Annotated in this window: 25 protein-coding genes and 1 tRNA gene; 14 read left to right on the top strand and 12 right to left on the bottom strand. The window is 70.7% G+C overall.

The window, feature by feature from the left end; all coding sequences use genetic code 11:
* Positions 1-36 precede the first annotated feature (36 nt).
* Entirely contained in the window at positions 37-882 is an 846-nt protein-coding gene (locus tag GT755_RS21830; RefSeq protein WP_161481512.1) for an arylamine N-acetyltransferase family protein, read from the bottom strand.
* Positions 883-979: 97 nt separating this feature from the next.
* Between GT755_RS21830 and GT755_RS21825 the strand changes: the two genes are divergently transcribed.
* From GT755_RS21825 to GT755_RS21800, 6 genes are read left to right on the top strand one after another with little or no spacing between them, the layout of a single operon-like run.
* On the top strand, positions 980-1,669 hold the full coding sequence (locus GT755_RS21825; RefSeq protein ID WP_030451153.1) for a response regulator transcription factor: 690 nt from the start codon (positions 980-982) through the stop codon (positions 1,667-1,669).
* Positions 1,666-5,124 (top strand): DUF4153 domain-containing protein, encoded by a 3,459-nt coding sequence (locus GT755_RS21820; RefSeq protein ID WP_161481511.1) that lies wholly within the window; start codon positions 1,666-1,668, stop codon positions 5,122-5,124. The genes GT755_RS21825 and GT755_RS21820 overlap by 4 nt, the downstream gene beginning before the upstream one ends.
* Before the next feature lie 4 nt (positions 5,125-5,128).
* Positions 5,129-6,616, top strand: coding sequence for an N-acyl-D-amino-acid deacylase family protein (locus tag GT755_RS21815; RefSeq protein ID WP_161481510.1), 1,488 nt, complete (start codon positions 5,129-5,131; stop codon positions 6,614-6,616).
* Positions 6,617-6,650: 34 nt separating this feature from the next.
* Positions 6,651-7,745 (top strand): alanine racemase, encoded by a 1,095-nt coding sequence (locus GT755_RS21810; protein ID WP_161481509.1) that lies wholly within the window; start codon positions 6,651-6,653, stop codon positions 7,743-7,745.
* 8 nt (positions 7,746-7,753) lie between these two features.
* The gene (locus tag GT755_RS21805; protein WP_161481508.1) at positions 7,754-8,134 is read left to right on the top strand and encodes a Rid family detoxifying hydrolase; all 381 of its coding nucleotides are present in this window, start codon (positions 7,754-7,756) and stop codon (positions 8,132-8,134) included.
* On the top strand, positions 8,134-9,357 hold the full coding sequence (locus tag GT755_RS21800) for a hypothetical protein (RefSeq protein WP_161481507.1): 1,224 nt from the start codon (positions 8,134-8,136) through the stop codon (positions 9,355-9,357). Before GT755_RS21805 ends, GT755_RS21800 begins: the two co-directional genes overlap by 1 nt.
* Positions 9,358-9,422: 65 nt before the next feature.
* On the opposite strand, the gene GT755_RS21795 is transcribed toward GT755_RS21800, so the two are convergent.
* The 4 genes from GT755_RS21795 to GT755_RS21780 form a co-directional block, all read right to left on the bottom strand.
* Positions 9,423-10,424: a LacI family DNA-binding transcriptional regulator gene (locus tag GT755_RS21795; protein ID WP_062344518.1), complete on the bottom strand. Its 1,002-nt coding sequence runs from the start codon at positions 10,422-10,424 to the stop codon at positions 9,423-9,425.
* A 52-nt stretch (positions 10,425-10,476) separates the two neighbouring features.
* Positions 10,477-11,430 carry a carbohydrate ABC transporter permease gene (locus GT755_RS21790; RefSeq protein ID WP_161481506.1) on the bottom strand — a complete coding sequence of 318 codons (954 nt, stop codon included), beginning with the start codon at positions 11,428-11,430 and terminating at the stop codon, positions 10,477-10,479.
* Positions 11,431-11,432: 2 nt separating this feature from the next.
* Complete coding sequence (locus GT755_RS21785) at positions 11,433-12,416, bottom strand: carbohydrate ABC transporter permease (RefSeq protein WP_161481505.1); 984 nt, start codon at positions 12,414-12,416, stop codon at positions 11,433-11,435.
* A 73-nt stretch (positions 12,417-12,489) separates the two neighbouring features.
* Positions 12,490-13,797 (bottom strand): ABC transporter substrate-binding protein, encoded by a 1,308-nt coding sequence (locus GT755_RS21780; RefSeq protein ID WP_328794469.1) that lies wholly within the window; start codon positions 13,795-13,797, stop codon positions 12,490-12,492.
* Positions 13,798-14,457: 660 nt separating this feature from the next.
* On the opposite strand from GT755_RS21780, the gene GT755_RS21775 reads away from it, so the two are divergent.
* Together GT755_RS21775 and GT755_RS21770 are read left to right on the top strand one after the other, a co-directional pair.
* The gene (locus tag GT755_RS21775; RefSeq protein WP_161481503.1) at positions 14,458-15,831 is read left to right on the top strand and encodes a GH1 family beta-glucosidase; all 1,374 of its coding nucleotides are present in this window, start codon (positions 14,458-14,460) and stop codon (positions 15,829-15,831) included.
* Positions 15,828-16,811, top strand: a complete 984-nt coding sequence (locus GT755_RS21770; RefSeq protein ID WP_161481502.1) for a LacI family DNA-binding transcriptional regulator — start codon at positions 15,828-15,830, stop codon at positions 16,809-16,811. The genes GT755_RS21775 and GT755_RS21770 overlap by 4 nt, the downstream gene beginning before the upstream one ends.
* Here GT755_RS21770 and GT755_RS21765 read toward each other — a convergent pair.
* Together GT755_RS21765 and GT755_RS21760 are read right to left on the bottom strand one after the other, a co-directional pair.
* Positions 16,795-17,202 carry an SRPBCC family protein gene (locus GT755_RS21765; protein ID WP_161481501.1) on the bottom strand — a complete coding sequence of 136 codons (408 nt, stop codon included), beginning with the start codon at positions 17,200-17,202 and terminating at the stop codon, positions 16,795-16,797. The two genes, GT755_RS21770 and GT755_RS21765, sit on opposite strands and share 17 nt — an antisense overlap.
* Positions 17,203-17,278: 76 nt before the next feature.
* Positions 17,279-17,449 (bottom strand): MbtH family NRPS accessory protein, encoded by a 171-nt coding sequence (locus GT755_RS21760; RefSeq protein ID WP_081898284.1) that lies wholly within the window; start codon positions 17,447-17,449, stop codon positions 17,279-17,281.
* Between the two features lie 106 nt (positions 17,450-17,555).
* Here GT755_RS21760 and GT755_RS21755 point away from each other — a divergent pair, with 106 nt between their 5' ends.
* Together GT755_RS21755 and GT755_RS21750 are read left to right on the top strand one after the other, a co-directional pair.
* Positions 17,556-18,698 (top strand): ROK family transcriptional regulator, encoded by a 1,143-nt coding sequence (locus GT755_RS21755; RefSeq protein ID WP_161481500.1) that lies wholly within the window; start codon positions 17,556-17,558, stop codon positions 18,696-18,698.
* An 85-nt stretch (positions 18,699-18,783) separates the two neighbouring features.
* Positions 18,784-20,142 (top strand): glycoside hydrolase family 16 protein, encoded by a 1,359-nt coding sequence (locus GT755_RS21750; protein ID WP_161481499.1) that lies wholly within the window; start codon positions 18,784-18,786, stop codon positions 20,140-20,142.
* Here GT755_RS21750 and GT755_RS21745 read toward each other — a convergent pair.
* From GT755_RS21745 to GT755_RS21735, 3 genes are read right to left on the bottom strand one after another with little or no spacing between them, the layout of a single operon-like run.
* Positions 20,121-20,687 carry a DinB family protein gene (locus GT755_RS21745; RefSeq protein WP_161481498.1) on the bottom strand — a complete coding sequence of 189 codons (567 nt, stop codon included), beginning with the start codon at positions 20,685-20,687 and terminating at the stop codon, positions 20,121-20,123. The two genes, GT755_RS21750 and GT755_RS21745, sit on opposite strands and share 22 nt — an antisense overlap.
* 10 nt (positions 20,688-20,697) lie before the next feature.
* A complete protein-coding gene (locus GT755_RS21740; RefSeq protein WP_161481497.1) occupies positions 20,698-21,264 on the bottom strand; it encodes a hypothetical protein in 567 nt (188 codons plus the stop codon).
* Positions 21,265-21,280: 16 nt separating this feature from the next.
* On the bottom strand, positions 21,281-21,688 hold the full coding sequence (locus tag GT755_RS21735; RefSeq protein ID WP_328794447.1) for a response regulator transcription factor: 408 nt from the start codon (positions 21,686-21,688) through the stop codon (positions 21,281-21,283).
* 122 nt (positions 21,689-21,810) lie between these two features.
* On the opposite strand from GT755_RS21735, the gene GT755_RS21730 reads away from it, so the two are divergent.
* Positions 21,811-21,882, top strand: a tRNA-Arg gene (locus GT755_RS21730).
* Positions 21,883-21,970: 88 nt separating this feature from the next.
* Here the strand turns inward: GT755_RS21730 and GT755_RS21725 are convergent.
* Entirely contained in the window at positions 21,971-22,546 is a 576-nt protein-coding gene (locus tag GT755_RS21725; RefSeq protein WP_161481496.1) for a hypothetical protein, read from the bottom strand.
* Between the two features lie 148 nt (positions 22,547-22,694).
* Positions 22,695-23,540, bottom strand: a complete 846-nt coding sequence (locus tag GT755_RS21720; RefSeq protein ID WP_161481495.1) for a helix-turn-helix transcriptional regulator — start codon at positions 23,538-23,540, stop codon at positions 22,695-22,697.
* A gap of 86 nt (positions 23,541-23,626) precedes the next feature.
* On the opposite strand from GT755_RS21720, the gene GT755_RS21715 reads away from it, so the two are divergent.
* The 3 genes from GT755_RS21715 to GT755_RS21705 are packed head-to-tail and all read left to right on the top strand — an operon-like array spanning position 23,627 to position 26,135.
* On the top strand, positions 23,627-24,157 hold the full coding sequence (locus GT755_RS21715) for an MmyB family transcriptional regulator (protein ID WP_161481494.1): 531 nt from the start codon (positions 23,627-23,629) through the stop codon (positions 24,155-24,157).
* Positions 24,158-24,177: 20 nt separating this feature from the next.
* Entirely contained in the window at positions 24,178-25,275 is a 1,098-nt protein-coding gene (locus GT755_RS21710) for a sensor histidine kinase (RefSeq protein ID WP_161481493.1), read from the top strand.
* Between the two features lie 20 nt (positions 25,276-25,295).
* Positions 25,296-26,135: a helix-turn-helix domain-containing protein gene (locus tag GT755_RS21705; RefSeq protein WP_161481492.1), complete on the top strand. Its 840-nt coding sequence runs from the start codon at positions 25,296-25,298 to the stop codon at positions 26,133-26,135.
* The last annotated feature ends 184 nt before the right edge of the window (positions 26,136-26,319 follow it).

The following is a 26,319-nucleotide window of genomic DNA, read 5'->3' as shown; positions in this document are numbered from 1 at the left end:
ACCCTTTGTAGGAGTGCAGCCCTTAGAACTGTAGTCCTACAAATCGTAGCTGGTAGCGAGCCACTTCTCGTGGCTTACCGTCAGCTGGGGCCACAGGATTGCCCGCTCCTCGGCCGTCGGATGGAGGTCGAAGACGTCGGCCAGAGCGGCGAAATAGTCGGTCTCCCGGTCGAGCGTGGTCGACGTCGAGTCGTGGCCGATCCGGGTGAGCACCAGCCCCCGCGCCACGTCGACCCCCGTCGCGTCGCGCCGCTGGATGGAGAACACGCGCACGAACCCCGACTCCGGCGACGTCGACAGTCGTACGTGCTCGGACTCGAACGCCGACATCTCCGTCGGCGCCTTGCGGAAGTCCATGCCGACGAAGCTGCCGCGCGGGTCGTGGTCGAGCCGCCACCCGCCGGGCTCCGCCTCGGACGGCCGCAGCCGGTAGGTGAACGGCCCCTGGTCGTAGACCCCCTCGATGAGAGGGATCGGCGAGTGGATCGCGTCGCCGAGACCGGCGTCGACCAGCCACTCACCAGAGGGGTTCTCGTCGGTCGGCAGCCCGTCGACGGTCAGCACGAGGTGGTTCCCCCGCGCCCCGGCGGAGTCGGCCGCCGAGCCCTGCACGCCGCCGAAATGCCGGGTCACCGAATAACCCAGCGCCGACAGCAGCTCGGAGAGCGCCCCGTTCAGATGGAAGCAGTAGCCGCCCCGCCCGGCGACGATCCGGGCGGCCGATTCGGCCGGGTCCACGCTCGTGGGCCGGCCCAGCCAGATGGGCAATGTCTCGTAGGGGACACGCTCCACATGTGCCTGCTGCAGCGCGAAAAGCCCGTCCACACTCGGCTTTCCGGCCGAGAGCCGGAGCCGTCGAAGGTACCCGTCAACGTCGATCACGACCCCACGCTAGACCCCGCCACCGACAGAATCGCCTGCACGAAAGCTCCACAAAAAGCCACGAAAGCTCTGCACGTCCGGCCTCTACGCTGCCTGCATGGCTTATCCCCAGCAACGCCGGGTGCTGGTCGTCGAGGACGACGACACCATCGCGACGGCGGTCGCGACCCGGCTGACGGCGGAAGGGTTCGACGTTCGCGTCGCCGGTGACGGCGAAGGGGCGTTGGTCGCGTACGCGCGCTTCGAACCTGACCTGGTGGTGCTCGACCGGCTGCTGCCGGGACTGGACGGGTTGGAGGTGTGCCGGCGGATCCAGGCCGCCCGGCCGGTTCCGGTCCTCATGCTGACCGCGCTCGGCGAGGAGACCGACGTGCTGGTCGGGCTCGGCGTGGGGGCCGACGACTACATCACCAAGCCGTTCAGCATGCGGGAGCTGGTCGCGCGCATCCACGCCCTGCTGCGGCGGGTCGACCGGGCGGCGCAGCTCGCGTCCGAGGAGACGGTGCTGCGGGTCGGGGAGATCGAGATCAACCTGGCCGAGCGGCGGGTGTTCGTGCGCGGAGCCGAGGCGCAGCTCACCCGGACCGAGTTCGACCTGCTCAGGCGGCTCGCCGAGCGGCCCGGGCAGGTCTACGAGCGGGAGCGGCTGCTCGCCGACATCTGGGGCTTCTCCGAGGCGGCGGCGACCCGGACCGTGGACAGTCACGTGCGGGCGCTGCGTCGCAAGCTCGGGTCCGAGGTGGTGCGGACCGTTCACGGGGTCGGGTACGCCCTGGTGCGCCCATGAGGCCGCTCGACTTCCTCGGCCGCATCAAGGTCAAACTCGGGATCGTCATGGTCGGGGCCGTGGTGACCGCGTTCGTGGTGAACGAGGTGGGGATCAACGGGGGCGTGCCCCGCGACCTCCGGATCGCCTTCGCGGTGTTCCTGGCGCTGCTCATGATGCAGGTGCTGGCCCGGGGCATGACCAAGCCCCTGCGGGAGATGGCCGCCGCCGCGCAGACCATCGCCAAGGGGTCGTACGGCCTCCGCGTCACCGCCACCAGCCGCGACGAGGTCGGCGAGCTGGCCAGGGCCTTCAACGCGATGGCCGCCGACCTGGCCGAGGTCGACCGGCAGCGCCGGGAGCTGGTCGCCAACGTGAGCCACGAGCTGCGCACCCCGATCACGGGGGTGCAGGCCGTGCTGGAGAACGTGGTCGACGGCGTCTCCCCGCCCGAACCCGAGATCCTCGGCACCGCCCTCGCCCAGACCCAGCGCCTCGGCCGCCTCGTGGCGCAGCTCCTCGACCTGTCCCGGCTCGACTCGGGCGCCCGGCCGATCGAGGCCGAGGAGTTCGACCTGGCCGCCCTGGGCGGGCAGGCCGTCCGCGAGGCGTCACTGGGCCGCGACGACGTGACGGTCGTCGCCGCGATCGACCCCGGCCGCCACCTGACGACCGCCGACCCGTCGCTGCTGGCCCAGGTGCTGGCGAATCTGCTGGACAACGCCGTCCGGCACAGCCCGCCCGGCGGGACGGTCACCCTGACCTCCCGCGCCTCGGCCGACGGCACCCTCGAGATCGAGGTCGCCGACGAGGGCCCCGGCATCCCGCCCGCCGACCGCCAGCGGGTCTTCGAACGCTTCTCCCGCCTGGACGCCGGCCGCGCCGCCGACGCCGGAGGCGCTGGCCTCGGCCTGGCCATCGCCAAGGAGATCGCCGAACTCCACGGGGGGACCATCGCGGTCGCCGACGGCGTGGGTTGCCACATGGTGGTCACCCTGCCGAAGGCGGTCAAAGAACGCCGGACCCCTGTGGACGCGGTCCACGCCCGGGTGCCGGCGACCAGTCGATCACGAACCGATACGGAGGCCGGTTCCGTGAAGAATCCCGACCCGACCCAGGCCGACCCGCCGGGACGAGCGGCATCGACCTCGGACACCGGCGCGCACAGCGCAGAAGCACCCGTTCCGCCAGCGACCTCGGCCGTCGCGCCGGATCCACGAACGGCTCCGGCGTCTCCCGGGGATCTGCTGCGAAGGACCTCCCCGTCGGAGGCACCGGCACCGGCCGAACGAGTCGCCTCGACGGTAGGAGCCGCTGCAGGGGGGTCACCGCTGGTGGCAGCCTCTTCGCCGACGACTTCTTCGGCCAACGGTTCCACGGCGTCACTCGCGGCGGCGGAGCCGATCGAGGCGCGGGTCACCCAGGTGATCGATGCGGCCGCGTTTTCACCGGGAGGCGCGGTGCCCCAAGGTGAGCCGCGGGCCGCCGTACCTTCACCCGGAGTCGCGGCGCCTCAAGGCGAGCCCGCTGTCTCGACCGCTGCCACGCATCCCACGCCAGTTTCGACCGATTCATCACCGGCCTCGTCTGAGACCGCGCCGCTCGCCGCCCGGGCCGTCTCCGTGGAGTCCGCGGCCGTCTCCGCGCACGTCTCGTCCGACGGTTCCATCCGTACCGCCGACACCTCGCCGCACCCCGTCGTGGTCCCTCCCGACGCCCGGCAGCCCGTGCCGCGCGGACAGACGGTTCCCGGCGGCCCCACCTCCCCGCCCGGATCCCGCCAGGGGACGAACGACGGGCCGTCTCCCGGCCCGTCCTTCGGCGGGGCCATCGTCGGCGCGATCATCGGGGCGCTCGCCGGGTTGCTCGCGGGCACGGTCGCGGCCGTGTTCTTCGGCACGGGACCCAACACCGAGATCCAGGCAGCCGGGGCGTTCCTGCTGTTCGTCTGCGTCGGCATCGCCGCCGGCGCCTCGCTGGGCGGCCGGGTGGGGACGGCGCCGGAGGCGGCGGGCGGCCAGTTCGACGCGTACACGCCACCCCCGCTGTTCCCTCGTCCGAGCCTGCCGGACACCCCTCGCTGGGTGCTCCCGGCGGCCACGGGGACCGGGCTCGTCGCGGCCGTCTGCTTCCCCTACGCGCCGACCGGCCTCGGCGTCGTGCTGACCGCGGTCGCGCTCACGCTCGCGGTGGCCCCGGCCGTCCGGCACCGCGTCAACGCCTGGAGCGTCGCCTACGCCGTCGCCGCCTACGGGCTGGTGTCGGTCGCGCTGTTCCGGGACGCCGACTGGCTGGTCGGGCTGACGCTGCTGGCCGCCTTCGCGGTCGCCTCGCTGGCGGTGTCGGGCGGCCGGGGCTGGGCGGGGGTGACCCGGGGGCTGCTCTCGGTCGGGCTGGCGGTGTTCCCGGTGCCGTGGTTCCTGGGCGGGCCGGTGCGCCGCATCCTCAAGCGCCGCAGCCTGCTGCCCGTCCTGGTGTCGCTGGGGATCACCGCGATCCTGCTCGCGGTCTTCGGGGTGCTGTTCGTCTCGGCCGACGCGGTCTTCTCCTCGTTCGCCCGCGAGTTGTTCTCGGCGCCCGCGTGGGCCGGGACGTTGCCGGTGCGGATCTTCCTGTTCGTCGTCTTCGGGGTGCTGGCCGCCGCCGCGATCCTGGTCGCGCTGCGGCCGGTCGCCGAACCGCGCGTCGACCACGCCCCGCTCAACCTGGCCCGCACCCTGTGGGTCATCCCGCTGGTCGGCGTGAACCTGCTGTTCGCCGCCTTCGTCGGGGTGCAGATCTCGGTGTTGTTCGGCGGCAGCCGCAGGGTGCTGGAGACCGCCGGGCTGACGTTCGCCGAATACGCCCGGTCGGGCTTCTTCGAGCTGATCACGGTCAGCGTGTTCGTCCTGTGCATCGTGGCCTTCTGCAGCGTGATGATCAAGGGCGACCGGTGGATCATGGCGACCCTGCTGGGGCTGCTGTGCGCGCTGACCCTCGTCATCCTGGCCTCGGCGCTGCACCGGCTCGGCCTCTACACGGCCGCCTACGGCTTCACCCGGCTGCGCGCATCGGTGGGCGCGACGATCTGGTGGATCGCCGCGGTGTTCGTATTGGTGCTGGTCGGCGGGCTGGTCAAGCGGCGGGCGTGGTTGCCGAAGGCGCTGGTGCTGCTCACGGCCGTGTCGCTGATGGTCTTCGCGGTCTGGAACCCGGACGCGCAGGTGGCCGAGACCCAGGTGTCGGTACGGGGCGTCGACCGCCTCGACGCCCACTATCTGGGGCGGCTCAGCGCGGACGCCATCCCGGGACTCGACCGGCTTCCCGAGCCGATCAGGAGCTGCGTGCTCCAGGAGGTGATCGAGACACAGGACCTGCGCTTCCCCGACCCGTGGAACGGCTGGAACCTGTCCCGTCGCCAGGCGGCGGAGATCCTCGCCGCGCATCCGGTCGACAGGTCGGTGACGTGCGAGGAGAAGTACCGGTCCGCATACTGATCGGGTGACCTTCGACGTGGTGATCGCGAACGGCTGGGTCGTCGACGGGACCGGCGCCCCGCCGTTCCGCGCCGACGTCGGGATCTCGGCCGGGAAGGTCACGGCGGTCGGGCGGCTGCCGCACGACCACCGCGCCGTCGACGCCACCGGCCGCCTCGTCCTCCCGGGCATGGTCGACTGCCACTCCCACGGCGACGCGCTGGTCCACGACCCCGGCTTCCAGCTCGCCAACCTGCGCCAGGGCGTCACCACGGTCGTGCTCGGCCAGGACGGGCTCTCCTTCGCCCCGACCACCACCAGGGCCGCCTTCGACTACGCCAGTCGCTACTTCGCCGCCGTCAACGGCGGCTTCCCGGGCGACGGCCCGCTGTCGGTGGCCGAGATCAGGGCGAGCCATGACGGAGCGGCGCTGAACAGCGTCTTCCTGCTCCCGCACGGAACGATCCGCTTCGACGTGCTCGGGCCCGCTGAGACCACCGCGTCCCCGGACGAACTCCGCACGATGCGCTCGATCGTGGAGAAAGGGCTCGACGAGGGCGCGGCGGGCCTGTCCACCGGGCTCGAATACGTGCCCGGCCGCTACGCCGACGCCACCGAGCTCGCCGCCCTGTGCGCGCCCCTCCAGGGTCTCCCGTACGTCACCCACATGCGCGGCTACGGCCAGTCGGCGCCGGTCGGGATGAAGGAGGCGCTCGACGTCACCCGGAGGGCCGGCGTCCCGCTGCACGTCTCCCACTTCCACGGCCCGGCCGACGTGCTGCTCCCGCTGCTGGAGGGCGACACGACCTTCGACACCTACCCCTACCTGCGGGGCAGCACGATCCTGGCGATGATCGTGTTGCCCCAGGACGTGCCGGCGGCAGACCCGGCGACCGCCCTGCCGATGATCGAGCACCTCGACCTCGACTACGCCTGGGAGCGGCTCACCATCGCCCACGCCCCGGGCCTCGAATGGTCCGAGGGCCTCACCATCCCCGAAGCCGCCGAGCGGCGGGACGAGAGCCCGGCGCGGTTCGCCCGCCGCCTCCTCGTCGAGACCGAGCTCGAAGCCGGATGCGTCAGCGCCCGCCCCGACGAGGGCCCCGAGGGCGAGGAGTCGGTCCGCCGCGTCCTGCGCCACCCCGCCCACACCGGCGGCTCCGACGGCCTGCACGTCGGCGGCCACCCCCACCCCCGCGCCTACGGCGCGTTCGCCCGTTTCCTCGGCCACCACGTGCGCGAGAAGGCCGATCTGAGCTGGGCGGAGGCCGCCTCGCACCTGGCCGCCCACCCGGCCCGCCGGTTCCGGCTGTTCGACCGGGGGCTGGTCCGCCCCGGCCAGGCGGCCGACCTGATCCTCGTCGACCCGGAGAAGGTCGCCGACCGGGCCACCTACGCCGACCCCCGCCGGCTCGCCGAGGGCGTCGACGACGTGTGGATCAACGGGGAGCGGGTTCTCGAAGACGGACAGATGACCACAGCCCGCCCCGGCCGGGCCCTGCGACCGGCGTAGCCTCCTATACGATCCACGAGTGCTCATTTCCGGCATGACCATCGACTGGCGCACACGGGGATTCGTCCAGCCGGAGCCGGTCACGGCGGAGGAGTTCCTGGCGGCACGCCACCATCTGTTCGACGGCCCGTTCACGTGGCCGCTCATGGTCGCCCGGGAGAGCGCCCTCGACCACAACGTGCGGGTGCTGGCGGAACACGTACAGGACCACGGCCTTCTCCACGCCCCCCACGGCAAGACGACCATGTCACCGCAGCTGTTCGCCAAGCAGCTCGCCGCGGGCGCCTGGGGCCTGACGGCCGCGACCGCGAGCCAGGTCATGGTTTACCGGAACCTGGGCGTCGAGCGGGTCCTGCTCGCCAACGAGATCTACGACGAGAGGGCCGTCGACTGGCTGGCCCGGCAGGACATGGAACTGCTCGTCTACGCCGACTCGCCCACGGGCGTCGAGCTGCTGGCCGGGAAGGGCTTCCGGATCCTCGTCGAACTGGGGCATCCCGGCGGGCGCACCGGCTGCCGCACCCTCGACGAGGCGAAGGCGCTCAAAACCCTCATCGACGCCACCGGCGGCGTCGAGTTCGCCGGGGTGTCCGGCTACGAGGGCACCCAGCCCGACCGCGCCGGCGTCACCGCCTACCTGAAGGACCTGCGCCGGCTCGCCGAAGACCTGAGCGCCCCGATCGTCTCGGCCGGGGGGAGCTCCTACTTCGACCTGGTCACCGACGAGCTGGCGGGCATGGACGCCCAGGTCATCGTGCGTCCCGGCGCCTACATCGGGCACGACGAGGGCTACTACGCCCGCATGAGCCCTTTCGCCGACCGGCTGAGACCCGCGCTGGATGTGTACGCCCAGGTCGTCTCCACCCCCGAACCCGGCCTGGCGATCGTCGGCCTCGGCAAGCGCGACATCCCCCACGACCTGGATCTCCCGATCGCCCCCGACGGGCTCACGGTGACCGGCCTCCAGGACCAGCACACCTATCTCAGCGACCCCGGCGGCCTCGTGCGGCCGGGCGACGTGCTGAGGTTCGGCATCTCCCACCCGTGCACCGCCTTCGACAAGTGGCGCGTCATCCCCGTCGTCGACGACGACCACGTCGTGGTCGACCTGCTCACCACGTACTTCTAGGAGCGACATTGAAGGAAGAGATCCGCACCACCGACGGGGCCGCCCCGGTCGGCGCCTACTCGCAGGGGCTCGTGGTCGGCGACTTCGTCTACACCTCCGGCATGGGGCCGCTCGACCCGGAGACCGGCGAGATCGTCGGCGCCGACGTCGCCGAGCAGACCCACCAGACCATGCGGAACCTGGGCGCGGTGCTCGCCGTCCACGGCCTGACCTTCGACGACGTCATCAAGTCGACGGTGCACCTGCAGAACCTGAAGGAGGACTTCGCCGCCTACAACGAGGTGTACAAGTCCTACTTCACCCAGCCTTATCCGGTCAGGACCACCGTAGGATCGCAGCTCATGAACATCCTGGTGGAAATCGACTTCGTGGCCTACAAGGGGCGTTAGTGGATTCTTCGGTGTACGTCTTCGTCGAGGACCTGCGCGACGAAGGCGTCGACGCGGTGCTCGACCGGATCACGGACCTCGGCGTGGCCGGGGTGACCGTGGCCGCCGCCGTCCACCAGACCACGGACGTCACCCCCCACGGCACCAGCCGGATCACCCTCCGGCACGACGGGGTGCACTTCCCGCCGCCGCCCGACCTGTTCGGGCGGCTCTCGCCGCCGCTCCAGCCGGGCGCCGACGACAAGATGCTCGACGACCTGCGGGCCGCGTGCCGGACGCGGGGCCTGGCCTTCCACGGCTGGGCGGTCTTCCTGCGCAACCCGACCCTCGGGGCGGCCCACCCCGAGGTGACCGTCCGCAACTGCTTCGGCGACCGCGGCGCGCCCGCCGACCTGTGCCCGGCCAACCCCGACGTGCGCGCCTACGCCGTCGGGCTGGCCCGCGCGGTGGCCCGCCAGGGCGTCGACAGCGTCGTGGCCGACTCCCTCCACTTCGCGGCGTTCGGCGCCGACCGCTCCTACATCCCCCTCGGCCCCATGGACGCCTTCCTCCTGGGCCTGTGCTTCTGCCACCACTGCCTGCTGCGGGCCACCCAGCTCGGAGTGAACGCCGAGGTGGCCCGCGAGGAGTGCGCCCGGATCGTCGGCGGTGTGCTCGACGGCGACCCGCCCGCGCAGGGCCAGGTCACCCGCGCGGCGCTGACCGCCTACGCGGGCCCCGAGGTGGTCGCCTACGCGCGGGCCCGCTCCGAGACGGTGACCTCGCTGGTCGCGGAGGTCTCGGCCGCGGTCACCGAGGAGGGCTCGCAGCTCACCTTCATGGACGCGACCGGCGCCCTCAAGGGAGCCGCCGACGGCCTGCCCACGGCCGGCCTGGCCGCCCACGACGCCTGGCAGATCGGCGTCGACCTGGTGGCACTCGGCGACCTGGTCCCGTCGTTCGCCGTGCTCGCCTACGCCCGCGACGCGACCCGGATCGCAGACGACCTGGCCGCCTACTCCCGCTCGGTCGGCAAGGACCGCGAGCTGCGCGCGGTGCTGCGGCCGGGCATGCCCGACATCGAGGGCTGGGGCGAACGCCGCCGCGACGTCGACTCGACCGAACGCCTGGCCGCCAAGGTCAGGGCGGCCAAGGCGGCCGGCGCGGCGGGAGTCGACTTCTTCGCCTATGGCCTGGTTTCGCGGAAGGTCCTGAGCCGGATCGACGGAGCGCTCTCGGGCTGACGGCCGCGGTCCTGTGCCATGGATGCGGCAGGGCCGGAAAGCGGGCCGGAACCGGTGATGCGGGCTCAGGCCGACTCGCGGACCACCAGTTCCGTCTCCAGGATCACCGGGTCGGCGGCGGTCTCCCCGCGCTCCAGCAGGCTCAGCAGCAACTTCACCATCGCCGCGGCCTGCTCGATGATCGGGTGGCGGACGGTGGTCAGCGGCGGGTCGGTGTAGCGGGCCGCCTCGATGTCGTCGAAGCCCACGATCGCCACGTCGTCGGGCACGCTGCGGCCCGCCTGGCGCAGCGCCTGCATCGCGCCGATGGCCATCAGGTCGTTGGCGATGAAGACCGCGTCGAGCTGGGGATCGTCTTCGAGGAGCTGGCGCATCGCGATCGCACCCGACTCGCGGGTGAAGTCGCCGACCGCGACGATCGAGCGGCGGTCGCTGTCGCGCAGCGCGGTGCGGTAGCCGGTCAGCCGGTCCTGCCCGCCGATCATGTCCTGCGGCCCGGCGATCGTGGCGATCCGGCGACGGCCGCGTTCGAGCAGGTGCTTCACGGCCTTCTCGGCGCCGCCCACGTTGTCGTTGTCGACGTAGGGCAGGGCCACGGGCACGGCCGGGCGGCCGTAGGAGACCGCCGGGACGCCCATGCGGGTGATCGCGGCCGGCAGCGGATCGGCGCCGTGCATCGAGATCAGCATGACGCCGTCGACGTGACCGCTGGCGATGTAGCGCTCCACACGGGCGTGGGACTGGGCCGAGCCGCTCAGCATCAGCACGACCTGCTTGTCGGCCGCCTCCAGCTCGACGCTGGCCGAGCGGATGACGGTGGAGAACATGGGGTCGTCGGAGAAGACCCGCGTCGTCGGCTCCGACACCACCAGCGCGATCGAGTCGGTCCGCTGCGTGACGAGGCTGCGCGCCGCCGAGTTGGGCACGTAGCCCAGCTCACGGACGGCGCGCAGCACCACGTCGCGGATCTCGGGACCGACGGTGGACTGGCCGTTGACGACCCTGGAGACGGTCGCCCGGGACACCCCGGCACGAGCGGCGACGGCCTCCAAGGTGGGGCGCTTCATCAACGGGTCCCTCCTACGGGGCTCGGGTTGCGGACGACAACGATATCGGCCCCTAGCCCTTCACACTTCCGGCCAGCAGGCCGCGGACGAAGTAACGCTGCATGGACAGGAACACGATCAACGGGATGATCATGGAGACGAACGCGCCCGAGGTCAGGCGCTGCCACTCGTTTCCTCTGGTCCCGGCCATCTGCGCCAGCCGTACCGTCATCGGGGCGGTCTCGGCGGTGCCGCCCGAGAAGATCAGCGCGACCAGCAGGTCGTTCCACACCCACAGGAACTGGAAGATGCCGAAGGCCGCCAGCGCGGGGGCCACCAGCGGCAGCACGACCTTGCGCAGGATCGTGCCGTGGGTGGCGCCGTCGACGCGGGCCGCCTCCATCAGCTCGCCGGGCAGTTCCGACATGAAGTTGTGGATCAGGAAGACGCCCAGCGGCAGCGCGAAGCAGGTGTGGGCGAACCAGACCTGGATGAACTGCCCCGGGCCTTCGAGGTTCCACGCCGGCATCAGCGTGACGCCGAAGACCTCCACGCCCTGCGAGAAGAACGACAGCAGCGGCACCAGGGCCATCTGCAGCGGCACGACCTGGAGGGCGAAGATCCCGATGTAGACCCAGTCACGGCCGCGGAACCGCGTCCACGACAGCGCGTAGGCCGCGAAGGTGGCCAGCGCCAGCGGGAACAGCACCGACGGGATCGTGATCACGACCGAGTTGATCAGGAACGACGCCAGGCGGCCCGACGACGACGAGCTGCCGAACAGCACCTCCCGGTAGTTCTCCAGGGTGAGCTGCGGGTTGGCGAAGAACGTCCACCAGCCGGTCTGCTTGATGTCGTCCTCGGGACGGAACGACGACAGGAACAGGCCGAACGTCGGGGTCGTCCAGAGCAGGGCGATGACGATCGCGATCAGGCTCGCGACGCGGCCGGAGAGCCGCTTGCGGACCCGGCCGACGGCCGTCTTCGGCTGGGCCGTCTTGGCGATGCCGGGGGCGATGGTGGTCATGCTCATGCCTCCCGGCGCTGCCGCATCGAGCGGATCTGGTAGACGACGATGGGGGTGACGAGCACGAAGAGGAACACGGCCAGCGCCGCGCCCTTGCCCGCCTCGCCGTAGCGGAACGCCTGGTTGTACATCTCGTTGGCGATGACGCTGGTGTCGAACTGGCCGCCCGTCATCGTGCGGACGATGTCGAACAGCTTCAGCGTGCCGATCGACTGGGTCACCAGCACCACCACGAGCGCGGGACGGATCGAGGGGAGCGTGACCCGGAAGAACATCTGGAGCGGGGTCGCGCCGTCGAGCCGGGCGGCCTCGACGATCTCGGACGGGATGCCCTTGATCGCGGCCGACAGCACCACGGTGGCGAAGCCGGCCTGGATCCACACCATGACGACGATCAGGAACAGGGTGTTCGTCGGGGCGCTCTGCAACCACTGCTGCGGTTCGCCGCCGAGCCAGACCACGAACTGGTTGAGCAGGCCGATCTGGTCGGCCTCCTCGGGACGGTAGGCGTAGACGAACCGCCAGATGATGCCCGCGCCGACGAAGGAGATCGCCATCGGCAGGAACACCAGCGACTTGGCGATCGCCTCGAAGCGGGACTTGTCCACCACGACCGCGTACACGAGCCCGATGGCGGTCACCAGAGACGGCACCAGCAGCACCCAGATGAGGGTGTTGCGCAGGACCGTGATCGCCTCCGGCTGGGTGAACATCCAGATGTAGTTGTCCAGGCCGACGAACTGGCTGCTGTCGCCGCTCATGAACGAGAGCAGGGTCGTCCGGATGCCCGGCACCACCAGGCCGATCGCCAGCAGGACCAGCGCGGGGCCGAGCAGCAGCAGCGAGTGGCCCCACGACCGTTCCTTCATGGGGGCGCGGTCGAGCAGCAGGAGCATGAGGCCGACGAAGGCCAGGAACGCGACGACGCCGATCAGAAGCTGGACGAGTTTGGGCGCCTCGGCGGCGAAATCGAAGAAGAAGTCCATGGGGAAGGCTCCCGGGTGCGGATGTGCCCGGCCCCGGAGCTCGTGGCTCCGGGGCCGGGCAGCGGTCCCTAGATCAGTTCTTCGGCCAGGAGGCCTCGATGAAGTCGAGCGTCGACTTCGTGTCCTTGCCGTTGATCCAGTCGGTCATGCCCTTCCAGAAGGTGCCCGCGCCGACCGCGGCCGGCATCAGGTCGGACCCGTCGAAGCGGAAGACCGTGCTCGGGTCCTGCAGCATCTCCATGGAGAGCTTGTCGATCGGGTTCTGGGCCTTGCTGACGTCGACCTTCTTGTTGGCCGAGACGTAGGTGCCGAGCGCCATGCGGCGGTTGGGGAAGTCGCCGCCGGCGAGGTAGGCCTGCACGGCCTGGACCTCGGGACGGTCGGCGAAGGCGGCCACGAACTCACCGGCGCCGAGCACCGGCTTGCTGGAGGCGTCGTTGCCGGGCAGGTAGAAGGCGAAGACGTCGCCGTCCTCGGCCACCTTGGTGCCCTCAGGCCAGAAGTTGGCGTAGAAGGAGGCCTGGCGGTGCAGGGCGCACTGGCCCTCGGTGATCGGCACGCCGCCCTCCTGGAAGGCGGTCGAGGCGATCGACTTCACGGGGCCGTAGCCGCCGTTGACGTACTTGTCGTTCTTCAGGATCGCGCCGACCTTGTCGACGGCGGCGACCATCTTGGGGTCGTTGAAGGGCAGGTCGTGGGCGACCCACTGGTCGTAGCCGTCGGGGCCGAGGTCGCGGAGGACGACGTCCTCGATCCAGTCGGTGGCGGGCCAGCCGGTGGCGTCGCCCGACTCGATGCCGGCGCACCACGGCTTGATGCCGGAGGCCGCGATGGTCTCGGTCAGGGTCATCAGCTCGGCCCACGTGGTGGGGACCTTCCAGCCCTTCTCCGCGAACATCGAGGGGGAGTACCACACGAACGACTTCACGCTGGCGCCCAGCGGCGCGCCGTAGAAGACGTTCTCGACGGTGCCGTACTTGACCCAGTCGGGCGACCAGTTCTCGTTGGCGAGGGTCTTGACCTTGTCGGAGGCGGGCTTCAGCTTGCCGGCCTTCGCGAAGCGCTCAAGGAGACCGGGCTGCGGGAAGAACGCGATGTCCGGCGGGTTGCCGGCGTCGGCGCGCACCTGGATCTGGGCCTCGAACTCGCCGGTGCCCTCATAGGTGATCTTGATGCCGGTGCAGTCGGCGAAGGGCTTCCAGGCCTGCTCGAACAGGTCGGCCTCCGCGTCGCGGATCGGTGAGTAGATGCTCACCGTCGTGCCGTCGAACTTGCCGTACTCCGTGAACGGCGCGCATTCGGCGGACGCCGCGTCGCCGCCGCCGGCGCTGGCCGCCGGTTCCGCGGAGTCGCCGCCGGAGCTGCCGCAGCCGGTGGCCACGAGTGCCAAGCCCAAACCAGCCGCGACGGCGGACAAGCGGGCGGGTCGTGAGAGGAGCGACATGGACCCTTCCTCCAAAGTTCTTCCAGTAACTCTCATCAGAGAGCGGTTCCGGAAGCTTCACCCCGGTTACGACGGCGTGTCAATCCATGTGAGATTACGGTTACCGCATTGTGAATTGGACAGTTCCGTAATGATGGAGAGCGCTCTCTGGCGACGTCGCAGCCGGTGGAGGGCGGGCGGTCGACCGTCACATTCCCGGCATTGAGCGCGCTAAGCGCCAACTCAGGACACGTTATGAGGACGGCGGTGGGAGCGCGACCACGGTTGTGTTCCGATTCGGTCACCGGGACCCTGTCAGGGTTTTTCCGCATGTATCAACAAATAGGGACGGCGGGCCGCGCCGCCCCCTCGGCGGAGGGCCGGGATCGGCTCGCGACCACCGTCCCCGTGGGCGGGCGGGCGGCCGCTCGGCAGCCATCATAGAGAGCGCTCTCAGGTGCGGATCGCTGACGGAGAGTGAAGCATGCGTCAACAACGCCTCACCCGTCACCGGAAAACCGTGTGATGACCGCCCCGCGTTGACATGTGGGCCGACTTGCCGGGATGCTGGCTGAGAGCGCTCTCACAGGGAGAGCCGATCGGGTGGGGGCGGCGAGCATGACCGTGTCGGCGGATCTGGCGAGGGGGGCGGAGGTCCTGGAATTCCCCCAGGGGTTCGTGTGGGGCACCGCGACCGCCTCCTACCAGATCGAGGGGGCCACCCGCGAAGGGGGACGCGGCCCGAGCATCTGGGACACGTTCAGCGCCACCCCGGGCAAGGTCTTCCAGGGCCACACCGGCGAGGTCGCCTGCGACCACTACCACCGCCACCGCGACGACGTGGCGCTGATGGCCTCGCTCGGCATGTCGGCCTACCGCTTCTCGGTCGCCTGGCCGCGCGTCCAGCCCAGCGGCAGCGGCCCGGCCAACCCGCACGGCCTCGACTTCTACGACCGCCTCGTCGACGACCTCCACGCCGCCGGCATCACCCCGATCGTCACCCTCTACCACTGGGACCTGCCGCAGGCCCTCGAAGACCGGGGCGGCTGGACCAACCGCGACACCGCCGAGCGGTTCGCCGAATACTCCGCCGCCGTCTTCCGCCGCCTCGGCGACCGGGTGGAGACCTGGACGACCCTGAACGAGCCGTGGTGCTCGGCCTTCCTCGGCTACGCGGCCGGCATCCACGCCCCCGGCCGCACCGACGTCGCCGCCTCCTTCGCGGCGGCCCACCACCTGCTGCTCGGGCACGGCCTCGCGACCGGGGAGCTGCGCGCCCTCGGCGCGAAGCAGATCAGCATCACCCACGCGCTCTCGCCGGTCCGGGGCAGCGACCCCGACGCCGTGGCGGTGCCCGACGGCATCATGAACCGGATCTTCCTCGACCCGGTCCTGCGCGGCGTCTACCCGGCCGACGTGGTGGCCCGCGCCTCCCGGTTCACCGACTGGTCGTTCGTGCGCGACGGCGACCTCGAACTGATCAGCCGGCCGATCGACCTGCTCGGGGTCAACTACTACAACCCGACCTTCACCGAGCCCCGCCCCGGGGAGCCCGCCAACCCGGTCTTCCCGGGCAGCGAGGGCATCGGCTTCCCCGTCCCCGACGGTCCGAAGACCGCCATGGGCTGGCCCATCGAGGCCGCGGGCCTCACCGAACTCCTGGTGAGCCTGTCCCGCGACTACCCCGGCGTGCCGCTCATGATCACCGAGAACGGCGCCGCCTTCGACGACACGCTCATCGGGGGCCGAGTCGACGACAGGCGGCGCGTGGAATTCCTCGACGCCCACTTCCGCGCCGCCCACGCGGCCATCGAGGCGGGCGTCGACCTGCGCGGCTATCTGGTCTGGTCGTTCCTCGACAACTTCGAGTGGGCCTACGGATACGACAAGCGCTTCGGCCTCGTCTACGTCGACTACGCCACCCAGGAGCGCGTCCCGAAGGACAGCGCAAAGTGGTACGCCGAGGTGATCCGCCGGAACGGCCTGGCGTGAGCAGACCCACCCTGGAGAAGGTCGCCGCCCGTGCCGGGGTCTCCCGGGCGACGGTCTCCCGCGTCGTCAACGGCTCGACCACGGTCGCCGAGCACATCCGCGTGGCCGTGCAGCGGGCCGTCGAGGAGCTCGGGTACGTCCCCAACCAGGCCGCCCGGTCGCTGGTGACGCAGCGGGCCGACTCGATCGCGCTCGTCTTCTCCGAGCCGCCGGTGCGCGTCTTCTCCGACGACCCGACCTTCGCCGGCATCATCCGCGGGGTCTCGACCGAGGCCGACGCGGCCGACAAGCAGGTCGTCCTGATGCTCGCCGGTTCCTCGCGGGGCCACGAGCGGGTCGAGCGCTACACGACGTCGGGCCACGTCGACGGGGTGATCGTCGCCTCGATGCACGGCGCCGACCCGCTGCCCGCCGCGCTGGCCCGCCGGGGCATCCCGGTGGTGTGCAGCGGGCGGCCCCTGACGGGGTCCTCGCTCCCGTACGTCGACATCGACAACGTCGGAGGCGCGGAGTCGGCGGTGCGGCACCTGCTGGAGTCGGGCCGCCGCCGGATCGCCACCATCGCCGGGCCGCCCGACATGGTCGCCGGGATCGACCGGCTGACCGGCTACCGGAACGCGCTGCGCGACTCCGGCCGCCGCTCGATCATCGCGATCGGCGACTTCACCCGCGACAGCGGCTTCGAGGGCATGACCCAGCTCCTGGAAGACGATCCGGGCCTGGACGCGGTCTTCGCGGCCTCCGACATGATGGCGCTCGGCGCGCTCCAGGCGTTGCGGAGGGCCGGCCGCCGGGTGCCCGACGACGTGGCCGTGATCGGCTACGACGACGTCCCTGCCGCGCCCTTCGCCGACCCGCCCCTGACGACCGTCCGGCAGCCGACGATGCGGATGGGCCGCGAGCTCGCCCGGCTGCTGCTCCACCCGGGGGAGTCGTCGGTGATCCTGCCGACGGAACTGGTGGTCAGGGAGTCGGCCTAGCGCTCTTCGCGATCACCGCCGCCATCTCGGCCAGGCCGCGCTCCATCCGGACGCGGACCTCCGCGGCGGCGGTGTCGGGCAGGAAGTCGGCCGTCCAGACCAGGGTGCCGTCGGGCGTCACCTCGAACGACGCGTGGTGGTGCTCCAGCGGCGGGCGGGCGCCCGCGACGACCGCGTAGGCGAAGCGGCGCGCCTCGTCGTCGACGGCGACGATCAGCTCCTCGACCACGTTGCCGTCGGGGAAGGTCAGATAGCGACGGCCGTCCTCGATTCTCGTGCCGGCGACCCGGCCGGGCAGCAGGCGCTCATGGACGGCGCCGACGTCACGGATGACATCCCAGATGTGATCGGGCGAAGCGGAGATCGGGCACTCGACGCGGACGGAAGCCACCCGCCGGACCATATCGTGTCTTCAGGGCAGATTCCCAGCGCGAGCCACAGCCGGCCTCCGGCCATCTGCACCTCGCTCACACGATCTTCCCGTCGACGCCCCAGAGTGCGGCCACGTGGTCGAGGTGTTCCTGGAACACGCCGTCGACGCCGGTCGCGACCCATCCGTCCGGGGGTTCGCGATCGGCGGGGCAGAGGGAGTAGTTGCCCTCTCCATCCATGATGACCTTGAACGTACGGGGGGCCATATCTGCCCCTTTCCACCGACTGAGAGCGCTCTCTGTTCAGAAAACACCTGTTCCACCAGAACGTCAAGAGGTGTACGTTCAATCCCTGAACAAGGGAGATCGTTCGATGGCCAACTCCTTGACGGCTCTGCGGGAGACCAACCGCCGCCTGATCACGGAAACGGTGCGTAAGTCCGGCGCCCTCACCCAGGCACAACTGGCCCGCCAGACGGGCCTGTCCCCGGCGACCGTCTCGACCATCGTCAGGGAGCTGCGCGACGCCGGGCTGGTGGAGATCTCCCAGGCCGGCGGCCGTCGCCACCTCATCTCCCCGGCCCGGGAGACCGGGGTCGTGGTCGGCGTCGACTTCGGGCACTCCCACCTGCGGGTGGCGCTGGCCGAGCGGTCCCACCGCGTGCTGGCCGAGGAGGCGATCCCGTTCGACGTGGGGGCCAGGGCGCCCGAGGGGTTGTCGGCGGCCGAACGCCTGATCATCGGGCTGCTGGAGCGGGCGGGCGTGAGCGGTACCGAGATCAAGGCCGTCGGGCTCGGTCTGCCGGGCCCGATCGACCCGCAGACGGGGATCATGGGGTCGAGCACCATACTGCCGGGCTGGGCCGGCGTCGATCCGGCGGCTGAGCTGGGACGACGTCTTGGCGTTCCGGTCGTGGTCGACAACGACGCCAACCTCGGGGCCCTGGCCGAGGCCACGTGGGGGGCGGCCAAGGGGCGGCGCGAGGTGGCGTACATGAAGATCGGCACGGGGGTCGGGGCGAGCATCCTGATCAACGGCCTGCTCTACCGGGGCGCCACCGGGGCGGCCGGGGAGCTCGGCCACATCACCATCGACGAGAACGGCCGGTTGTGCCGGTGCGGCAACCGCGGCTGCCTGGAGACGCTGGCCGGCGGCCAGCAGCTGATCGACCTGGTCCGGCCCACCCACGGCCAGGTCACGGTGTCGCGGCTGGTCGAGCTGGCGCACGGCGGGGACATCGGCTGCCGCCGGGTGATCGCCGACGCGGGGCGGCACCTCGGGGTCGCGGTGGCGAGCCTGTGCAACATCCTCAACCCGGGCCTGGTGGTGATCGGCGGGGCGCTCGCCGAGGCCGGTCCGCTGCTGATCGACCCGATCATGGCCGTGGTCGGCCGCCTGGCCATCCCGAGCGCGGCCCGTGCGGTCAACGTGGTGAAGGGTGAACTGGGGGAGCGCGCCGGAGTGCTCGGAGCCCTCGCGCGTGTTCAGAGTCCGAATGTGGAGAGCGCTCTCTAGGATCTTCACCTTGGGCCTTGACGACGTGTGAAGCCGGGCGCACAGTAACGGCAATCTGCGACTTCCCACGTCCCGAAAGGTTCCCATGGTGACCTTACGAGTCGGTAAACGCTCTCTGATCGGGTGGATCGCCGCGCTGCTGGTCCCGGTCCTGTGCATCGGCGTCGCCAACGCCGCCGTCCCCTCGACCCCCTCGGGCTGGACCCTGGTCTGGTCCGACGACTTCAACGGCACGGCCGGCACCCTGCCCTCGTCGGCCAACTGGATCATCGACACCGGCCACGGCTACCCCGGCGGCCCCGCCAACTGGGGCACCGGAGAGATCCAGAACTACACCTCCAGCACCAGCAACCTCAGCCTCGACGGCAGCGGCAACCTGCGCATCACCCCGATCGGCAGCGGCCAGAACTGGACCTCCGCCCGCATCGAGAGCCGCCGGGCCGACTTCAAGCCCGCCGCCGGACGGATCCTGCGCATCGAGGGCCGCATCCAGATGCCCAACGTGACCGGCAACGCGGCGCTCGGCTACTGGCCCGCGTTCTGGGCCCTCGGCGCCCCCTACCGGGGCAACTACTGGAACTGGCCCGGCATCGGCGAGTTCGACATCATGGAGAACGTCAACGGGATCAACCAGGTCTGGGGCGTGCTCCACTGCGGCGTCACCCCCGGCGGCAACTGCAACGAGACCAACGGGCTCGGGGCCGCCAGGGCCTGTCCCGGATCGTCGTGCCAGTCGGCCTTCCACACCTACCGCTTCGAGTGGGACCGCTCGATCACCCCGAACCAGTTCCGCTGGTACGTCGACGGCGTCAACTACCACACCCTCAGCCAGAACCAGTTCGACGCCACGACCTGGACCAACATGACCAGCCACGCGGGCTACTTCCTGCTGCTCAACGTGGCGATGGGCGGCGGCTTCCCCAACGGCGTGGCCGGCTTCGGCACCCCGACCTCCGCCACCGTCAGCGGTCGCCCGATGGTGGTCGACTACGTCGCCGTCTGGCAGAGCGGCGCCGGCACGTCCCCGTCACCGTCTCCGTCGCCCCCGACCGGCGGCGTGATCCAGGCCGAGTCGTACACCGCCCAGCAGGGCACCCAGCTGGAGACCACGACCGACGCGGGCGGCGGGCAGAACGTCGCCTACATCTCCAACGGCGACTGGCTGCGCTACTCGGTGAACTTCACCGGTGAGACCCAGTTCAACGCCCGCGTCGCCTCCGGCGCGGCCGGGGGAGTGAGCGGGCTCGTCCAGGTCCGGCTCGGCAGCCCCACCGGCACCGTGCTCGGCCAGATGTCAGTGGGGAACACCGGCGGCTGGCAGTCGTGGCGGACCGTCCCGGCCAACATCTCGCCCGTCACCGGCGCCCAGACCGTCTACATCACCTTCAGCAGCGGTCAACCGGCCGACTTCGTCAACCTCAACTACTTCAGCTTCTCCCGGTAGAGGTCGCGCAGCAGCGCGATCTCGGCCGCGTGGTGGACGAACTCCCGGTTCAGCCACCACACGATCGCGATGAACGGCACCGTGGGGTCCAGCCCGGCCGGGAACTGGCTGAACCCCACGGTGTCGAGCTGCCCCTCCGTCAGCCCGTCGACGTCCTCCATCCACCGCTCGATGCTCTCGAACAGCCGCTTCTGGGCGTCGTCGGCCGTGTGGGGGATCTCCAGGTCGTCGAAGAGCATGCGCCGGTTGCCGAACGTCCAGTCCCAGCGCATCTCGAAGCAGGCCAGCAGGTGCGTCATCCGCCAGGCGACGCTGGTGACGGGCGGCGGAATGGGCTCGTGAGGGCTGAAGTCGGCGATCCAGTCGCCCTTGCCGTAGACGTCCACGTCGCCGTCGAGCCGCCGCCGGACCGTCCAGGAGTTGCCCGGCGAGGGCTCCCAGAAGTACTCGTCGTCGGTCAGGCCCTGGAGGCGGTCGCGGGTGAAGGTGAGAGAGGTCTCCAGCTGGTCGAGCAGCAGGCCGACCCGGTCGGTGCGCAGTTCCATGCCCGGGGCACTACCCCCGGACCGTCCACTCATGAGCGTCGAGGAACGACCGGTCGCCCACCAGGTAGAGCAGCACCATCCGCCGGACCTGCTCCCGGTCGGGCGTGGTCGTCGACCGGATGACGCCGCCCTCCTTGAAGTCGACCTCGTAGCCGGGGGAGACCTGGATGAAATGGCCGCCGTAGACGACCAGCGCCATGAACGGGTTCTCGGCCGACAGGGTCTCCAGCACGTCGTTGACCAGGTTGAGATCGGGATCGTGCACGACGACGCCGTCACCGGTGTGCAACTGCACTTCTCGGTACGCCCCCAGCGGCTCCCGGTTGTGGATCAGGTGACGCCGGGCGTCGTAACAGACCAGCCCGTGCTCGCGGGCGAACGCGAAGGCGGCGTTCCCCACCTCGTCGATCACCTCGTCGGGCCCCGACACCAGAGCGCCGTCGACGGTGGCCGAGGGCAGGGCGGCGGCCAGGGCCCGGCTGATCTCCGGGGACAACTCGGCCTTGCGGTAGCGGTCCCGGGCCTCCTCCTTGGAGATCGGTTCGGGCTCGTGCCAGAGGGCCAGTTCGAAGGTCATGCCACCGACGATAGGGCTAGATCTCCGGTGACCTGGAGCCGCTCTTCGCCGCCAGGGCCAGGTCTCTGACGACCTGGATCAGCTCGGCCGGGTCGAAGGGCTTGGTCAGGTAGGAGTCGACCCCGATGCCGAGCCCCCTGCGCTTGTCGTCCTCCTGCGCCCGCGCGGTGATCAGCACGACCTTGACGTGGGTGGTGCGCGGGTCGGTGCGCAGCTTGGTGGCCGTCTCCCACCCGTCGAGCCGCGGCATCATGACGTCGAGGGTGATCACGTCGGGATCGACCTCCCCGACCCGGTCGAGGCAGTCCTGCCCGTCGAAGGCCGTATAGACGTCGAAGCCCTCCAAGGTCAGATTGACCGCGATCAGCTGCCGGATGACCTCGTCGTCGTCGACGACCAGTACGCGCCCCAAAACCTCACCCACGGCCGCGAGGCTACCCGGGAGGCGCGGTCGGCGCGGGGTTTTCGGGGGATGTGTGCCCGGGCGCGTCGCATAACGGTGTGCGAAGACGGTGTGGAGTGCTGGTAGCCTAGGGTTGTTCCTGAGCCCCCTTAGCTCAGGGGATAGAGCACCGGCCTCCGGAGCCGGGAGCGCAAGTTCGAATCTTGCAGGGGGCACCTCTGATCCACCGTGAGAGACGATGACCGGCCCGCGAGAACGCGGGCCTTTTGCATGTGCGCTGGTGTGCCGACGCGCCCAGGAGAGTCAGTAGGCGCACTGGACGACGAGGTCGTCGAGTTCGGCGCGTGGGGCGAACAAGTGGTTGAAGGCCTTTCCCACGGTCAGCCGCAGCACGACGTCGGAGCGCTGCGCGGTCCAGCTCACCGTGTGCAGGCGCCAGCCCGGGGCCACCGTCTGGTCCACCGGGACCGTCTTCAGGGCGATGTAGGTCCAGTCGGCCGGGTTGATGACCTCCAGGTTGAAGGTCGCCGCGGCGTTGCGCAGGTCCAGCCAGACGCCCACGCCGCAGTGGGCGCCGGGGTGGAGGGGCACCGGGGTGAGGACGATGGTCCGGCTGATCGCGCACCAGCCGCCGGTGTTGCTGACGCGCAGGCCGGCCATGCCGGTGCCGGTACGGGGCGAGGCGACCCCGACGCTCTGGAAGTACGGGGTGTCGCAGTCGCCCTGGTCGGTGAACGCCCACCGGGCGGCCGGGTTCGACGCCGGTTCGAAGCCGTCGGAGAGCTGCCAGACGCCCGCGGACGCGGGCCCGGCCGGGACGAGGACCGCTGCGAGGGCGAGAACCGCCGCCATCAGCGCGCGTGGGAGTGCTAAGCGCATGACCGAGCTCCTTGTCAGACCTGAGACGACGACACCGCCATTCTGCGGGCCGTCGGGAGATCCGTTCACCCTGGACTTTCCGCCCCGATAAGCCAGGGTCGCCCCCTGGTTTCGACCGGACCGACCGCTTGAGCCGTGCCCCTCGGGCTCAGGTCACCTCGCGGCACATCTCCTCCAGCGCCTCCGCCGAGTGCCGGTCGTGGCCCGCCTGGAAGGTGATCAGGTGCTGTCCCGGCGCCCCCGCCAGGGAGAACACCTCGGTGATGACCGTCAGCTCGCCCACCAGCTCGTGCCGGAAGCGCCGCAGACGGCCGGGTTCGATCTGGACGTCGTAGCGGGCCCAGGCGTCGCGGAACTCGGGGCTCAGGTCGGTCAGTTCGTCGACCAGCTCCGACACGCGGGGATCGTGCAGGTTGCGGCCGGCGGTGGCGCGGAAGTGGGCGACCTTGGCCCTGGCGGTCGACTCCCAGTCGGCGTAGAACTCGCGGGCGACCGGGTCGAGGAACATCGCCCGCAGCGTGTTGTTGCCGATCTTCGGTTTCCGGCGCAGGCCCCGTTCGTAGAAGGCCGTGGCCGAGGGGTTCAGGGCGAGTGTCTCCATGCACTGGTTGATCACGAAGGCGGGAGTGCGGGGCCAGCTGTCCATCAGCCGGATCAGGTGGGGGCTGACCTCGTCGGTGGCGCCCTCCGGCGGGCAGGGGTCCGGGTCGGCCGGCGAGGGGCCCCGGGCCAGGGCGTACAGGTGGGCGACGGCGTCGGCGCCCAGGGTGAAGACCTCCGTCAGAGCGGCGATCACCTGGTCGGAGGGGTTGCGTTCGCGTCCCTGTTCGAGGCGGACGTAGTAGTCGGTGCTGACTCCGATCAGCATCGCGACCTCCTCCCGCCGCAGGCCGGGGGTGCGCCGGGATCCGGCGTCCGGCAGGTCGACTCGGGCGGGAGGGGTGAGCTCGCGCCGGGCCCGGAGGAACTCGCCGAGCTTTCTGTCGGTTTCCATACAGGCACCTTATGCGCCTTATGTCTGTTTTGACTGGGTGTGTCACGGCCACCCTGGTTGTCCGCATCCGGTCTACGTTCGGTGGCATGAACAGCAGTTTCCCGCCCGATCCGTGCCTGGCGCGGCTCATGGACGACTGGCAGGACGTGGCCGTCCTGCTCTGCGACCCGTTGATGAACGTGCGCGTCGCCAACGATCTCGGCGCCGCGCTGCTGGGCGGGCTGAGCTACGCCGACAACCTGTTCCGGCTGGTCTTCCTCGACCCGGCGGCGACCGACTTCTTCACCGAGTGGACGCACATCGCCGCCGCCGCGACCGACGTCCTGCACACCATCGTGGCCGAAGGGGAGCAGCCCGGCCTCGACGACCTGCTCGGCGAACTGACCGAGCGGAGCGGGGACTTCCGGCGCATCTGGGCCGGGCACGACCTGTCGTCGGACGCCCGCCGGGTCAAGCGCCTGCGCCACCCCGTGGTCGGTGAACTCACGCTGTTCTGCGACATCCTCGACGTCGCCCGCCTGCCGGGACACCGTGTCCTCGCCCTGCAGGCCGAACCGGAAAGCCCCTCCGAGCACGCGCTCAGTCTCCTCGGAAGCCTGGCCCTGCCGGCCAGTTGAACGAACGACCGGAGGTCAACGTGACCATCGTCCATCCGTCCCGATCCATCCGTACGCGTTGCACCACGGCGACCCTGCTGCTGGTCCTGACCGTCCTGGCTGTCCTGATCACGCTGGACGCGATCGTCATGCCCCTCCGCCCCACCCTGGACGCCGACGCCACCGGGCTGCTCCGGGGGCACGACGTGGACCTGCTCCTGATGGGCTTCGGCCTGGTGCTGACCGCCGGCGCCGGAGTCGGGACCTGGTGGGCCGTGGGCCGGGTGCTGCGGCCCATCCAGGCCATCCGCGGCGACATCGACAAGATCACCGCCAACGACCTGGGGCGGGGGTTGCCCGTCCCGCCGGGAAGCGACGAGATCGCCGAACTGGTCACGGCCGCCAACCTCACCTTCGCCCGCCTGGAGCGGGCGGTCGCCCAGCAGCGCGGTTTCGCCACCCTGGCCTCCCACGAGCTGCGCAACCCGCTCGCCGGCCTGCGCGCCGAGCTGGAGGACGCCCTCGACCACCCCGAGGACAACGATCCGCGGCGCAGCATGCGCGCGGCCCTGGCCTCGGTCGACCGCCTGGAGACCATCGTCACCGACCTGCTCGCCCAGTCCAGCGTGGACGCCGCGGCGACCGCCGTCCCGCACGAGCTCGTCGACCTCACCGAACTGCTCGTCCAGGAGACCGCCCGGGTGAACCGGACCGGCCACGGCGTGCCGGTCCGGCTCTACGTCGAGGGCCACATGTGGATCTGCGGGTCGCGCATCCAGCTCATCCGCGCGCTGACCAACCTGCTGGGCAACGCCCGGCGGCACGCGGTCTCCTCGGTCCGGCTCAGCCTCACCAGGGTCGGCGACCAGGCGGCCGTCGCCGTCACCGACGACGGTCCGGGCATCCCGCCCGCCGACCGCCAGCGGGTCTTCGAACGCTTCATCCGCCTGGACGACGCCCGCCGCCTGGACGCGGGCGGCAGCGGCCTCGGCCTGGCCATCACCCGCGACATCGCCCACCGCCACGGCGGCAAGCTGACCTTGGAGGACTCCGTGGCGGGGGCCCGGTTCGTGCTGTGGCTCCCGCTGTTCGGCGCCGTCGCCGAGACGTGCGCGGACGGTTCCGTAGTAGCTCGCTAATTCGTACATATGGTGATGAAATGGACAACGGTAGCAACAATCTCCTCGGCGACTTCCTGCGCGCCCGGCGTGAGTCCACCAGTCCAGCCCAGGCGGGTTTCCTGCACGCCCCCTCGCGCCGCACACCGGGGCTGCGGCGGGAGGAGGTGGCGATGCTCGCCGGGGTGAGCGGCTCCTACTACATCCGGCTGGAACAGGGCCGCGAGCGCAACCCCTCGGCCCAGGTGCTCAGCGCCCTGGCCCGGGTGCTGCGACTGGACCCCGACGCCACCGAGTACCTCTACTCGCTGGCCCACCCCTGGGCCCGGCCCCAGGTGGAGACCGGCGTCATGGACCAGGTCAGCCCGAGTCTGCTGCGCCTGGTCAACCTGTCGCGGCACGCGCCCGCGCTGGTGCTGGGCCGCCGCTTCGAGGTGCTGGCCCACAATCCCCTTCTCGAGGCCCTGTACGAGGGCATGACCCACATCGACCACTGCGTGCGGATGATCTATCTCAGCCCGGCCGCGGTCGACTTCTACCCCGACTGGGAGAAGGCCGCCCGCGCCAAGACGGCCCAGCTCCGCACCGCCGTGGCCGCCGATCCCGACGACCCCTACCTGCGCGGCCTGGTGGCGGAGCTGACCGCCCAGAGCGCGGAGTTCCGCCGCATCTGGGCCCTGCACGAGGTGCGGGCGCGCGGCAACGAGATCAAGGAACTGCGCCATCCCCGGCTGGGCGACCTCAGCCTCTCGTGGGAGGTGCTGTCGGTCAGCGGCACCGGCCAGAAGTTCGTGTCCCTGGCCGCCGAGCCGGGCAGCCACTCCGAATGGGCGCTACGCGAACTCGCCGAGTCGGTGGGCGCTTCGGCGGCGCGGGGATAAAACCGCGATCTGTATAGAGAAGTCGTTCCGGTGTCAGCCGGTCGGTGTCGTGAGTGACGCTCTGAGCAGGGGTTTCGTCACCTGACCCGACCGGCTTTCGCTGATAACGGAACGGCAACGACGATGCTTTGTAGAGATATCAACTAAACGTGTCAAGGTACTTGACTACTCTCGGGCCTGCCTG

The sequence above is a fragment of the Herbidospora solisilvae genome, from assembly GCF_009901565.1.
GTDB lineage: Bacteria > Actinomycetota > Actinomycetes > Streptosporangiales > Streptosporangiaceae > Herbidospora > Herbidospora solisilvae.
The sequence above is the reverse complement of the archived record's forward strand: the minus strand, read 5'-3'. Positions and strand labels throughout refer to the sequence as shown.

Bases quoted from the DNA above. Each gene is read 5' to 3' on its own strand.
- GT755_RS21825 (WP_030451153.1), top strand. From the start codon at position 980: ATGGCTTATCCCCAGCAACGCCGGGTGCTGGTCGTCGAGGACGACGAC.
- GT755_RS21820 (WP_161481511.1), top strand. From the start codon at position 1,666: ATGAGGCCGCTCGACTTCCTCGGCCGCATCAAGGTCAAACTCGGGATC.
- GT755_RS21810 (WP_161481509.1), top strand. From the start codon at position 6,651: ATGACCATCGACTGGCGCACACGGGGATTCGTCCAGCCGGAGCCGGTC.
- GT755_RS21795 (WP_062344518.1), bottom strand. From the start codon at position 10,424: ATGAAGCGCCCCACCTTGGAGGCCGTCGCCGCTCGTGCCGGGGTGTCC.
- GT755_RS21790 (WP_161481506.1), bottom strand. From the start codon at position 11,430: ATGACCACCATCGCCCCCGGCATCGCCAAGACGGCCCAGCCGAAGACG.
- GT755_RS21785 (WP_161481505.1), bottom strand. From the start codon at position 12,416: ATGGACTTCTTCTTCGATTTCGCCGCCGAGGCGCCCAAACTCGTCCAG.
- GT755_RS21775 (WP_161481503.1), top strand. From the start codon at position 14,458: ATGACCGTGTCGGCGGATCTGGCGAGGGGGGCGGAGGTCCTGGAATTC.
- GT755_RS21760 (WP_081898284.1), bottom strand. From the start codon at position 17,449: ATGGCCCCCCGTACGTTCAAGGTCATCATGGATGGAGAGGGCAACTAC.
- GT755_RS21755 (WP_161481500.1), top strand. From the start codon at position 17,556: ATGGCCAACTCCTTGACGGCTCTGCGGGAGACCAACCGCCGCCTGATC.
- GT755_RS21750 (WP_161481499.1), top strand. From the start codon at position 18,784: ATGGTGACCTTACGAGTCGGTAAACGCTCTCTGATCGGGTGGATCGCC.
- GT755_RS21745 (WP_161481498.1), bottom strand. From the start codon at position 20,687: ATGGAACTGCGCACCGACCGGGTCGGCCTGCTGCTCGACCAGCTGGAG.
- GT755_RS21740 (WP_161481497.1), bottom strand. From the start codon at position 21,264: ATGACCTTCGAACTGGCCCTCTGGCACGAGCCCGAACCGATCTCCAAG.
- GT755_RS21725 (WP_161481496.1), bottom strand. From the start codon at position 22,546: ATGCGCTTAGCACTCCCACGCGCGCTGATGGCGGCGGTTCTCGCCCTC.
- GT755_RS21720 (WP_161481495.1), bottom strand. From the start codon at position 23,540: ATGGAAACCGACAGAAAGCTCGGCGAGTTCCTCCGGGCCCGGCGCGAG.
- GT755_RS21715 (WP_161481494.1), top strand. From the start codon at position 23,627: ATGAACAGCAGTTTCCCGCCCGATCCGTGCCTGGCGCGGCTCATGGAC.
- GT755_RS21705 (WP_161481492.1), top strand. From the start codon at position 25,296: ATGGACAACGGTAGCAACAATCTCCTCGGCGACTTCCTGCGCGCCCGG.